10 protein-coding genes are annotated in these 10,925 nt (G+C 75.6%); 3 read left to right on the top strand and 7 right to left on the bottom strand.

The genetic code is table 11. The features are described from left to right. Positions 1 to 84 precede the first annotated feature (84 nt). The 3 genes from ABZ321_RS10650 to ABZ321_RS10640 are packed head-to-tail and all read right to left on the bottom strand — an operon-like array spanning position 85 to position 2,359. Positions 85 to 1,419 carry an ABC transporter permease gene (locus ABZ321_RS10650; RefSeq protein ID WP_354890790.1) on the bottom strand — a complete coding sequence of 445 codons (1,335 nt, stop codon included), beginning with the start codon at positions 1,417 to 1,419 and terminating at the stop codon, positions 85 to 87. A 5-nt stretch (positions 1,420 to 1,424) separates the two neighbouring features. After that, a complete protein-coding gene (locus tag ABZ321_RS10645) occupies positions 1,425 to 2,204 on the bottom strand; it encodes an ABC transporter ATP-binding protein (RefSeq protein WP_354890789.1) in 780 nt (259 codons plus the stop codon). 17 nt (positions 2,205 to 2,221) lie between these two features. Beyond that, positions 2,222 to 2,359: a hypothetical protein gene (locus tag ABZ321_RS10640; protein WP_344505028.1), complete on the bottom strand. Its 138-nt coding sequence runs from the start codon at positions 2,357 to 2,359 to the stop codon at positions 2,222 to 2,224. Between the two features lie 131 nt (positions 2,360 to 2,490). Here ABZ321_RS10640 and ABZ321_RS10635 point away from each other — a divergent pair, with 131 nt between their 5' ends. Continuing rightward, positions 2,491 to 2,691: a hypothetical protein gene (locus tag ABZ321_RS10635; protein WP_344505027.1), complete on the top strand. Its 201-nt coding sequence runs from the start codon at positions 2,491 to 2,493 to the stop codon at positions 2,689 to 2,691. A gap of 7 nt (positions 2,692 to 2,698) precedes the next feature. Here ABZ321_RS10635 and ABZ321_RS10630 read toward each other — a convergent pair whose 3' ends face one another. Genes ABZ321_RS10630 through ABZ321_RS10620 form a run of 3 tightly spaced genes read right to left on the bottom strand, consistent with a single transcriptional unit; the run spans position 2,699 to position 6,875 of the window. Beyond that, a complete protein-coding gene (locus ABZ321_RS10630; RefSeq protein ID WP_354890788.1) occupies positions 2,699 to 5,569 on the bottom strand; it encodes a BTAD domain-containing putative transcriptional regulator in 2,871 nt (956 codons plus the stop codon). Positions 5,570 to 5,610: 41 nt separating this feature from the next. Beyond that, positions 5,611 to 6,681: an NAD(P)/FAD-dependent oxidoreductase gene (locus tag ABZ321_RS10625; protein WP_354890787.1), complete on the bottom strand. Its 1,071-nt coding sequence runs from the start codon at positions 6,679 to 6,681 to the stop codon at positions 5,611 to 5,613. Continuing rightward, the gene (locus tag ABZ321_RS10620) at positions 6,678 to 6,875 is read right to left on the bottom strand and encodes a heavy-metal-associated domain-containing protein (RefSeq protein WP_354890786.1); all 198 of its coding nucleotides are present in this window, start codon (positions 6,873 to 6,875) and stop codon (positions 6,678 to 6,680) included. Before ABZ321_RS10620 ends, ABZ321_RS10625 begins: the two co-directional genes overlap by 4 nt. Positions 6,876 to 7,061: 186 nt before the next feature. Between ABZ321_RS10620 and ABZ321_RS10615 the strand changes: the two genes are divergently transcribed. Further along, positions 7,062 to 10,172 (top strand): heavy metal translocating P-type ATPase, encoded by a 3,111-nt coding sequence (locus ABZ321_RS10615; RefSeq protein WP_354890785.1) that lies wholly within the window; start codon positions 7,062 to 7,064, stop codon positions 10,170 to 10,172. Further along, a complete protein-coding gene (locus ABZ321_RS10610; RefSeq protein WP_354890784.1) occupies positions 10,133 to 10,282 on the top strand; it encodes a hypothetical protein in 150 nt (49 codons plus the stop codon). The genes ABZ321_RS10615 and ABZ321_RS10610 overlap by 40 nt, the downstream gene beginning before the upstream one ends. Before the next feature lie 58 nt (positions 10,283 to 10,340). Here ABZ321_RS10610 and ABZ321_RS10605 read toward each other — a convergent pair whose 3' ends face one another. Then, positions 10,341 to 10,868, bottom strand: coding sequence for a helix-turn-helix domain-containing protein (locus ABZ321_RS10605; RefSeq protein ID WP_344505022.1), 528 nt, complete (start codon positions 10,866 to 10,868; stop codon positions 10,341 to 10,343). Between the last annotated feature and the right edge of the window lie 57 nt (positions 10,869 to 10,925).

Here is a 10,925-nt window from a genome sequence, read left to right as displayed (position 1 = left end):
GGCAGCCACTGCGGCTCGCGTGGAACACCAAGCATCCCGGGGACGTCCGCGGGCAGTACGGCGCGATCCTCGACAGCTACCAGTTCAAGACCCCACGATCAGGGCGACCGCGGCCGCGGCGAGCAGCATCGTGCCGCCGGCGTTGAGGATCGCGGCGGTGACCCCGGCGACCCCGGCGGTCGCCGCGACAGTGCCGGCGACGGTGCGGGCGGTGCCGATCGGCTCGGCGGCCGCCGACCGGCGCATCGCCGCCACCGGGGCGACGCGGGCGGCGCGGCGGGCCGGGCCGTACGCGGCCAGCACCGTGACGAGCACACCGACGGCGAGCGACACCAGCACCGTGCGGAGGGTGATCACCATCGCGCCGTTCGGCAGCGCGATGCCGAACACGCCGGCCAGGCCGCGCAGCCCGATCGCGGCGCCGATGCCCGTGCCGAGGCCGAGCGCCGACGCGGCGACGCCGACGAGGAACGCCTCGCCGAGCACCGACCCGAGCACCTGGCGGCCGGTCGCGCCGGTGGCCCGGAGCACGGCCAGCTCGTGGGTGCGCTGGGTGACCACGATCGAGAACGTGTTGGCGATGAGGAAGGCGCCGACGAGCAGGCCGGCCGCGGCCAGCGCCAGCAGCATCACCTCCAGGTAGCCCACCTGGTTCTGGGCGGCGGCGGAGGCGGCGGCCGCGACGTCGCGGCCCGCGGTCACCTCGTAGCCGGAGCCGAGCGCGGCACCGATGGTGCGCCGCAGCGCACCGGTGTCCACGCCGTCGGCCGCCGTCACGGCCAGCTCGCTCACGCCGTCGCCGAGCCCCAGCATCCGCTGCGCGGTCGGCAGGCTGACCAGGGCCACCGTGCTGTTCGGCAGGCCGGGCCGGTCACCGAACCCGGCCAGGCCGACGACCTGGGCGGTCAGGTCGGTCCCGGCGTGGACGGTGACGGTCTGCCCGAGGGTGATGTGGTGGCGGTCGGCGGTGGCGGCGTCGATGACCACCTCGCCGTCGGCGGCGGGAGCCCGGCCGGCGCGCAGCGTGAACGCGCCGACCGGCGGCGGGGTCCAGGACTGCAGCAGGGACGGGCCGGAGGGGACGATCGCGGTGCCCCCGGCGACCAGCAGGCCCTGCCCGCGGACGACCGGTTCGGCGCCGGCCACGCCCGGCAGGGCCCGGACCTGGCCGACCGTCGCCGCGCTCAGCGGGTCGCGTTCGACCTCGACGCCCATCGCCGAGTCGAAGGCGGCGGCGTCGCGGACGGTGAGGTCGGTGCCGGCCGTCGCGGTCCGGAACTGGTCGTCGAGGACCTGCCGGGAGGTGTCGGTGAGGACCAGGGTGCCGCTGACGAAGGTGACGCCGAGGACGACGGCGAGCATGGTGAACGCCAGCCGGGCCCGGTGGGCCAGGGTGGTGCGCAGGATGAGACGCCACATGGCCGTCAGCGCTCCTTCCGGGTGGTGGTGACGGTGTCGAGGCCGGACATCCGGGACAGCACGGCGGCCACGGTGGGCTCGGCGAGCTCGTCGACGACCCGGCCGTCGGCGAGGAAGACGACCCGGTCGGCGTACGCGGCGGCGTGCGGGTCGTGGGTGACCATGACGATCGTCTGTCCGAGGTCGTGGGCGGCGTGGCGGAGGAAGTCCAGCAGCGCCTCGCCGGAGCGGGAGTCGAGGTTTCCGGTGGGTTCGTCGGCGAACACGATCTCGGGGCGGGTGACGAGCGCCCGGGCCACCGCCACCCGCTGCTGCTGGCCGCCGGACAGCTGCGCGGGCCGGTGGTGCAGCCGATCCGCGAGGCCGAGGGTGGTGACCAGCTTGTCCACCCAGTCGGCGTCGGGTCGGCGGCCGGCCAGCCGCAGCGGCAGCTCGATGTTCTCGGCCGCGGTGAGCGTCGGCACCAGGTTGAAGCTCTGGAAGACGAACCCGATCCTTTCGCGGCGCAGCAGGGTGCGCTGCCGCTCGCTCAGGCGGGTCACGTCGGTGTCGCCGAGCAGGACGTGGCCGGCGTCGGCGTCGTCCAGCCCGGCGAGTGTGTGCATGAGGGTGGACTTCCCGGAGCCGGACGGGCCCATCACGGCGGCGAACTGCCCGGCCGGGATGGTCAGGCTGGCGCCGTCGAGGGCGTGGACCGCGGTGTCGCCCCGCCCGTACGTCTTGACGACGTCGCGGGCCTCGACGGCGATGGTGCGGTGGGGTGCGGTGCTGATGCTCATGCTCATGGACGTGGCTCCTCAGATCAGGATTCGGCCGCGGCGGTACGCCGGCGGATGGGGATGCGGAAGCGTGCGCGGCGGGCGGAGCGGTACGCCTCGGCGTCGCGGATCAGGTCCGCGTGGCGTTCCCGGACGTAGTCGGTGAGGAAGAGGGGGTGCACGACGGACCTCCTGGCGTCGTCGGCGGTGTGCTGACACGCCGAAGACTCGCGGCACCGGCTGTCCGTGCCCTGGCCGGCCGCTGAGCGGCGGCGGACAGCGAGCGGACAGCGGCCCGCGGCACGCTGTCCGCATGCGTGACGAAGTGACTGTTGCCGTGCCGCCCGACCTGTGCCGGCGCTGCGTGCGGCTGCTCAGCCGGCACGTCAGCGACGTGCCGGGCGTGGTGTCCCTGCACGTGGGCGGGGGACTGCTGGCGGTCTCCGGCGACGTGGACGCCGCAGAGGTGCGGGCGGCCCGGGACCGGGCCGGCTTCCCGGTGCCCGGCGGCTAGCGGCAGGTCAGTGGCCGGCGGCCGCGGCGTAGGCCGCCCGCAGCTGGTCCCGGGCCCACGGGAACTCCCGGTCTTCGAGGAGCTCCAGGGCCCGCCGCAGGTCGTCCGCCGCGGCCGCGGCGTCGCCGCGCGTCAGGGCCAGCCTGGCCCGCCCCCACGCCGCCCACGCCGGGTTGCGCGGGTTGCGGACCCGCCGGGAGATCTCGTCGGCCTCGGCCAGCTCGGCCGGCACGCGCTCGGTCTGGCCCAGGTCGAGCCGGGTGTGCGCCAGGTGCACGAGGGCGAACGCGAGGCCGTGCAGCGAGCCGTACGCCCGGCACTCGTCGGCCGCGGACCGCAGCTGCGCCAGGGCCTCCTCGAGCCGTCCGGTCTGGCGCAGCGCGACGCCCAGGTGGGCGCGGGCGGCGCTGCTCATCATCCGGTCGTCGGCGGCGCCGAGCAGGTCGAGGCTGCGCCGCCAGTCGCGCACCGAGTCCTCGAACTCGCTGCACCGCAGGTTGATCAGCGCCTCCACGTAGTAGGTCATGGCGTGCCACCAGCCGTGGTCCTGGTCGCCCAGGTCCTCGCGGCTGCGCCGGATCAGCTCCCGGTGCTCGTCGGGGTCGCCGCCGTACTGCCCCTCGAAGGCCACGACGATGCGGGAGACGGCGGCCTCGTGGTCGAGGCCGAGGGCGGCGAACAGTGCGAGGCTTTCGCGAGCGGCGGCCCGTGACTCGGGCGTGGGGTAGTAGACGTACAGCAGCGCCAGCCCCTGCAGCGCCCGGGCCCGGGCGACGTCCGACCCGCCGCGGTCCAGCAGCGCGGTGATGGCGCGGACGCCCTCGTAGCGGGGACCGTAGTTCCAGAACGGCACGAGGGCGGCGGCCAGGCGCAGGCCGGGCTCCGGCGACTCCGCGGTGCGCTCGATGCAGAACTCGATGGCTGCGCGCAGGTTGTCCTGATCCTCCACCAGCAGGTCCCACGCCGGGCCGGTGTAGCGCACGAGCGGGCCGTGCTGTTCGGCCATCGCGATGCAGTGCGCGAGATGCCGCCGCCGGCAGTCGTCCTCCTCGCCGGCCTCGCGCAGCTTCATCCACGCGTACTCGCGGATCGTGACCAGCAGCCGGAACCGGCCGGTGCCCGGGTCGGCGGTCACCAGGGACTGGTCGACGAGGCGGAACAGCAGATCCGGGATGTCGGCGGGCTCGCTGCCACCGAATCCGCACACCTGCTCGGCCGCCGCCAGCGTCCAGCCGCCGCGGAACACGGCCAGCCGGCGCAGCAGGCGCCGCTCGCCCTCCGGCAGCAGGTCGTGACTCCAGTCGATGGTCGCGCGCAGCGTGCGGTGCCGCGCCTCGCTGCTGCGCGGCCCGGCGGTCAGCAGCGCGAACCGGTCCCGGAGCCGGTCCGCGATCTCAGCCGGGGGCAGCGCCTTGGCCCGGGCCGCGGCCAGCTCGATCGCCAGCGGCATGCCGTCGAGCCGGCGGCAGATGGACGCGACCGCCCGCGCGGCGTCGGCGTCCAGCTGCAGGCCGGGGCGCACGCTGCGGGCGCGGTCCAGGAACAGGCGGACGGCGGGGGAGGCGGCGATGGCGTCCGCGGCGGCGGTCTCGTCCGGCACGGCGAGCGGCCCCACGGCGATCTGGGTCTCGCCGGCGACGGCCAGGGCCTCCCGGCTGGTGGCCAGCACCCGGACGTCGGTGGTGGCCTGCAGCAGGTGGTCGACGACGACGGCGGCGGCGTCGACGACGTGCTCGCAGTTGTCCACCACGAGCAGCGCCCGCCGCTGTTTCAGGTGCTCGGCGACGGCCTCTGCGGCCGACGCGCCGGGGCCGGGGGTCTGCACGCCGAGCTGGGCGGCGAACGCCTCGGCCACGTCGGCGTCCGGGGCGAGGGCGGCGAGCCGGATGATGTGCACGGTGTCGGCGATCGCCGGCTCGACGAGCCGCGCGGTCTCCAGGGAGAGGGTGGTCTTGCCGACGCCGCCCGGGCCGGTGAGCGTGACCAGGCGGGCGGCGCGCAGCTCCTGGAGGGTCGTGCGGAGGTCCGCGTCGCGGCCGAGGAAGGACGACAGGCGAGCGGGCACGGCCACGGACGGGGCCGGGGCGGCCGGCGTCGTTGCAGGCATCGCCGGAGCCGCCGGGGTGGCCGGCGGAATCTCCTGGCGCAGGATGGCTTCGGTCAGCGCCCGCAGGTCCGGTGACGGGTCGATGCCGAGCTCCTCGGCGAGCCGGTGCCGCAGCCGCTGCTCGACGGCGAGCGCGTCCGCCTGCCGGCCGGCCCGGTACAGCGCCAGCATCAGCAGCCGGTGCAGCCGTTCGCGCAGCGGATGCTCCGCGACCATCGACTCCAGCTCGCCCACGACCGCGGCGTGCCGCCCGGTGCCCACCAGCAGCTCCAGCCGGTCCTCCAGCGCGGCGAGCCGCAGCTCCTCCAGGCGCAGCCGCTCGGCGCGGACCCAGTCCGTCTCGCCCACGTCGGCGAGGGCCGGCCCGCGCCACAGGCCAAGCGCCTCGTCGTACGCGGCGAGCGCGGTGTCCTGGTCGGCGGCCGTCCGGGCCCGGGCGACCGCCTTGTCGAAGCGGTGGGCGTCCACCGCCTCCGGCGGCAGGGTGAGCTGGTAGCCCGGGGCGCGGGTGGTGAGCACGGCCGCGTCGAGCCCGGCGGATGCCAGCACGCGGCGGAGCTTCGACACGCGGATCTGTAGCGCGTTCGCCGCGTCGGCGGGCAGCTCCTCGCCCCACAGGGCGTCGGTGAGGGCGTCCGCTGACATCACCCGACCCGGCGACCCGGCGAGCCGGGCGAGCAGCGCGCGCACCGACGGCGCCGGGGACACCGGTGAGCGGCCGGGTGCCTGGACCTCGACCGGTCCGAGCACCCGGATCAGCGGCTCTGACATGTCTCACCCATGGTGCCGACGATCATACGTGCGGCGGCGGGTCAGCCGGTTCGTACAGCCGTCCGGTCGTGACCGGCCGCGGCGGCGTGCCCGGCGATGAACTCGGCGTCGCGGCCGACCCAGCCGAGCACGGCCGAGCCGCGGGCCCGCTGCCACGGCAGCCCGACGAAGTACAGGCCGGGCCGGTCCGTCACGCCATCGCGGTGCACCGGCGCGCCGCGGTCGTCGAGGACCGGCACGTGCAGCCACGGGTAGCTCGGCCGGAACCCGGTGGCCCACACCACCGCGGCGACTGGGTGCCGGGTGCCGTCGGCGGACACCAGCGCGTCCCGTTCCGCGTCGACGACCCGTCTCGTACGGCGAACGGTGCGCAGCAGGCCCCGCACGTCCGTGCCGATGATGGGGTTCTGCGCCCGGATCCGCGCGCCGATCCCGCGCTCCCCGGACAGGCCCATCGTGCCCAGCCGGGAGAACCACCAGAAGATGTCGCGGCCGAGCAACCGCTGCGGCAACGCCGTGCCCAGCTCGTCGTACGCGATGGTGACGCGACGGCCGGCCGCGGCGAGCTCGGCGGCGATCTGCACGCTGGTGTTGCCGGCCCCGACGACCACGACGTCGCCGTCCGGGATCCCGGCGGGATTGCGGTAGTCGCTGCTGTGCAGCTGGACGACCGACGGGGCGAGCCGGGCGGCGACCGCCGGCACGCTCGGCGTGTGGAAGGCGCCGCCGGCCACCACGACCTGCCGCGCCGTCCACTCGCCGGTGCCCGTCTCCGCGACGAACCCGCCGTCCGCGGCCGGCCGGAGCGCGGTCACCGCGCAGCCGGTGTGCACCGGCAGCGCGAAGTGCTCGGCGTAGCCGGCCAGGTAGTCGGCGACCTCGTCCTTGCCGGGGTGGCCGTCCGGGTCGCCGGGGAACGCCAGGCCGGGCAGTGCGTCGAAGCGGCGCGGGGTGAACAGGGTCAGCGAGTCCCAGCGCCGCCGCCAGGCGTCGCCGACCCGCGGGTGGGCGTCGAGGATGGCGCAGTCGATCCCGGCCCGGCGCAGGTGGTGGCCCGTCGCCAGGCCGGCCTGGCCGCCGCCGACGACCAGCGTGTGCACGTCGGTGGTCATCGGGCGGCCTCGTAGCCGGCCTCGGCGATGGCGGCGCGGATCGCGCCGGCCTCGCCGCCGGTGACCCGGACGGTCCTGCCGGTGATGTCGACGTCGACGTGGCAGACGCCGGGCACGGCCGCGACCTCCTGGCGGATGGCGGTGGCGCAGTGGCCGCAGGTGATGCCGGGCACGGAGAACAACTGCTCGGTCATGGTGGCTCCTCTCGGGTGGCGCTCCATGGCGGGGCGCCGGACGTGCCATCACCGTGCGGGCCGCCGCTGTCCGGCGGCTGTCCGTCCGCGCCCCGGTCCTGTCCAGCGCGGCCAGCGCGCGGACAGCGCGCCCCGGCAACGTCTGCGGCATCGGCCCGCGCGGCGGGCCCGACGAGGGAGGACGACATGACGACACAGACGGCGGTCTCGTGCCGGCTCGACATCGGTGGCATGACCTGCGCCTCGTGCGTGGGCCGGGTGGAGAAGGCGCTGATCCGCCTCGACGGTGTCGAGGCGGCGGCGGTGAACCTGGCGACCGAGGTCGCGACCGTCACCTACGACCCGGCCCGCGTCGGCACGCAGGACCTGGCCGAGGCGGTCCGGGCGGCCGGGTACACCGCGGCGCCACCCGCGGCGCGGCAGCCGGCCCGTCAGCCGGCCCGTCAGCCGGCGCGGCGCACCGAGGAGCCGGTCGACGACCGGGACCGGGAGCTGGCCGGGCTGCGGCGGCGCTGGCAGGTCGCGCTGCCGGTGGGCCTGGCGATGATGGTGCTGATGTACGTGCCGCTGCCCATCGACACGATGGACTGGCTGATGCCGCTGCTGCTGGTCGTCGCGTCCGTCGTGCAGGTCTGGGCCGGCGGGCCGCTGTTCGCCGCGGCGTGGGCCGCCGCGAGGCACCGCGCGGTCACCATGAACACCCTGGTGGCGCTGGGCACCACGGTCGCGTACGGCTACAGCGCGTTCGTCACCCTGTGGCCGGCGACCGCGGAGCGGGCCGGCCTGCCGCTGCACGTGTACTTCGAGATCTCCGTGGTGGTGCTCGCGCTGGTGCTGATGGGCCGGTGGATGGAGGCGCGGGCGATGCGCCGGGCGGGCGCGGCGATCCGGGCGTTGATGGACCTGCAGCCGCCGACCGCCCGGGTGGTCCGCGGCGGGGCCGACACGGAGGTGCCGCTCGCCGAGGTCGTGGTCGGTGACCTCGTGCGGGTCCGCCCCGGCGAGAAGGTGCCGGTCGACGGCGTCGTGACCGAGGGCGCGTCCACGGTCGACGAGAGCGTGGTCACCGGGGAGAGCCTGCCGGTCGACAAGACCGCGGGGGACCGGGTGATCGGCGCCAGCATGAACGGCACCGGGTCGCTGCTGATGCGGGCGACCGCGGTCGGCGCGGACACCACCCTCGCGCAGATCGTCCAGCTGGTGGAGCGGGCGCAGGGCGCCAAGGCGCCGATGCAGCGGCTGGTCGACCGGGTGTCGGCCTGGTTCGTCCCCGCGGTCATCGCGACGGCGCTGCTCACGTTCGCCGGTTGGGCGGTGTTCGGCCCGGACGGCGAGGCGCTCACGCTGGGCCTGGGCACGGCGATCGCGGTGCTGATCATCGCCTGCCCGTGCGCGCTGGGCCTGGCGACCCCGACCGCCACCATGGTGGGCACCGGCAAGGCGGCCGAGCTGGGCATCCTGCTCTCCGGCGGGGAGGCGCTGGAGCAGGCCCGGCGGCTGACGACGGTGGTGCTGGACAAGACCGGCACGATCACCCGCGGCCGTCCGGCCGTCACCCGGATCCGCACCGTCGGCGCGCTCACGGCCGACGAGCTGCTCGCCCTCGCCGCGTCGGCCGAGACGGGGTCCGAACATCCGCTGGGCGAGGCCATCGTCGCGTACGCGCGGCAGCGGGGCGGCACCGTCCCCGCGGCACGGTCGTTCACCGCGTTGCCGGGCCACGGCGTCGAGGCACGCGTCGGGGACCGGGCCGTCCTGATCGGCAACGCCGCGCTGATGCACCGCGACGGGATCGCGGTCGCGGCGCTGACCGCCGAGGCGGACCGGATCGCCGCCGAGGGCGGCACCCCGATGTACGTGGCGGTCGACGGCGACCTGGCCGGGCTGATCGCCGTCGCCGACACGGTCAAGCCGGAGTCCCGGGAGGCGGTCGCCCAGCTCCGGGCGCACGGCCTCGACGTGTGGATGCTCACCGGGGACAACCCGCTGACCGCCGCGGCGGTCGCCCGCGAGGTCGGCATCGAGCACGTCATCGCGGACGTGCGGCCCGAGGACAAGGCCGCGCACATCGTCCGGCTGCAGGACCGGGGCTCCGTGGTGGCGATGGTCGGCGACGGTATCAACGACGCGCCGGCGCTGGCCCGGGCCGACCTGGGTATCGCGATCGGCACCGGCACCGACGTGGCGATCGCGGCGAGCGACATCACCCTGGTCGGCGGCGACCTGCGCGGCATCGTGTCGGCGATCACGCTGTCCCGGCGCACGGTCACCACGATCAAGCAGGGCCTGGTGTGGGCGTTCGCCTACAATGTGCTGCTCATCCCGATCGCCGCGGGTCTGCTGTACCCGGTCACCGGGACCCTGCTCGACCCGTCGCTGGCGGCCGCCGCGATGGCGATGAGCTCGGTCAGCGTCATCACGAACGCGGCCCGGCTGCGCGGCTTCGACGCCGCCCGCACCGGCCTGTGGACCAGGCTCGGCGACTACGCCTACCTGGCCGGGATCGCCGTGCTCGCGGTGAGCCTGGGCGCCGGGCTGACCGTGCTGAGCCGCACCGAGGCAGCCGGCCGTGGCATGAACGGCGTGCTCGCCTGGGCGCAGAGCACCGGCATGCCGATGCGGCCCGCGATGAGCGTCATGATGACCACCGACACCCCGCCGCGGCCGGTGGCCGAGGACGACGTCCGGGTGCTGGTGGACGTGCCGGCCGGCACGCTGCCGGGCAGGCCCACCACCGCGCGGATCCGGATCACCGACGCCGTGACCGGCCGGCCGGTCACCGACGTCGGGCGCAGCCACGAGGCGTGGATGCACTTCATCGTCACCCGCGACGACCTGGGCACGTTCCTGCACATCCACCCGGAGCCGACCGGGGCACCCGGCGAGTTCCGGACCGAGCTGACGTTCCCCACCGCGGGCCGCTACCTGATCCACACCGAGTTCCGCCGCCGCGGGGCGATGGCCGACCTGATCGACCGGCACGAGGTGGTGGTGGACGGCCCCCGGCCGGAGCCGGCCGGACCGGCCGGGGCGTCGCCGCGCACCCAGGTCGTCGGCGGGCTGCGGGTCACCCTGGACGGCGACGCGAAGCTGGGCGGGAACACGTTCACGTACAGGTTCGCCGACGCCGCGACCGACGCCCCGGTGACCGGGCTGCGCCCCTTCCTGGCCGCGGCCGGCCACGTGGTGGTGATGCCGCTGGACGGCTCCGGCTTCGCCCACGAGCACGCCGAGGCCACCGATGAACGGGGCAGCCGGTGTTCGCGCTGCCGTCGGCGCGGTTCGGCCCGGACCTGACGGTGCACGCGGACCTGCCCCGGCCGGGCCTCTACCGGATGTGGGGACAGTTCCGGGACGCCTCGGGCACGGTCCGGACGACCACGTTCACGGTCGAGGTCGAGCCTTAGGCACGGCAGAGGCGAGGCCCTCCGGGATCCCGGAGGGCCTCGCGCGGTCGCCGCGGGCTCAGTCCGCCGGCATCAGGATGGTGCTCAGCAGCCGGCGGGTGCGGCCTTCCGGCGGCAGCTCCGCCCGCCGGGCGGCCGCCTCGCGCTGCTCGGCGATCAGCTCGGTGAGCTCCTCGTCGGTCAGGTGCAGCGCCAGCTGCCGGTAACCGACCAGGTCGCGGCCCAGGTCGACGTCACCGCGGGCGAGGTAGCGGTCGAAGTCGGCGAGCAGTCCGGCGGTGAAGGCGGCGAACGCTGCGCGGTGCTGCTCGACGGTCAGCTGCGTGGCCGCCTCGGGGCCGACGATCATGGCCTCGCTGTGCAGCCGGTAGGTGCGCTCGGCGGCGCCGCGCACCCGGCGCTCCTCGACCACCTCCAGCACGCCGGCCTCGGCCAGGGTGGCCACCTGCCGGTAGAGGGTCGCGGTCGCCACGTCGGGGAGCAGCTCGCGCAGCCGCAGCGTGGTGAGGTCACGCCCGCCGAGAAAGGCCTGCACGATCCGCAGCCGGACCGGATGCAGCAGCAGCTCCGCCGTCGTCATCGTCATCACGCCTCCCCGACCGTTCTCAAACTTGACATCGTTCGCATCGCTGAGAATAGTACT

The sequence above is a fragment of the Dactylosporangium sp. NPDC006015 genome (assembly GCF_040614215.1).
GTDB lineage: Bacteria > Actinomycetota > Actinomycetes > Mycobacteriales > Micromonosporaceae > Dactylosporangium > Dactylosporangium maewongense.
Note: the sequence above shows the minus strand (reverse complement) of the source record. Positions and strands in the feature narration are given on the sequence as shown.

Excerpts from the sequence above, each read along its gene's own strand:
- ABZ321_RS10650 (WP_354890790.1), bottom strand. The coding sequence starts at position 1,419 with ATGTGGCGTCTCATCCTGCGCACCACCCTGGCCCACCGGGCCCGGCTG.
- ABZ321_RS10645 (WP_354890789.1), bottom strand. The coding sequence starts at position 2,204 with ATGAGCATGAGCATCAGCACCGCACCCCACCGCACCATCGCCGTCGAG.
- ABZ321_RS10635 (WP_344505027.1), top strand. The coding sequence starts at position 2,491 with ATGCGTGACGAAGTGACTGTTGCCGTGCCGCCCGACCTGTGCCGGCGC.
- ABZ321_RS10630 (WP_354890788.1), bottom strand. The coding sequence starts at position 5,569 with ATGTCAGAGCCGCTGATCCGGGTGCTCGGACCGGTCGAGGTCCAGGCA.
- ABZ321_RS10625 (WP_354890787.1), bottom strand. The coding sequence starts at position 6,681 with ATGACCACCGACGTGCACACGCTGGTCGTCGGCGGCGGCCAGGCCGGC.
- ABZ321_RS10620 (WP_354890786.1), bottom strand. The coding sequence starts at position 6,875 with ATGACCGAGCAGTTGTTCTCCGTGCCCGGCATCACCTGCGGCCACTGC.
- ABZ321_RS10615 (WP_354890785.1), top strand. The coding sequence starts at position 7,062 with ATGACGACACAGACGGCGGTCTCGTGCCGGCTCGACATCGGTGGCATG.
- ABZ321_RS10605 (WP_344505022.1), bottom strand. The coding sequence starts at position 10,868 with ATGACGATGACGACGGCGGAGCTGCTGCTGCATCCGGTCCGGCTGCGG.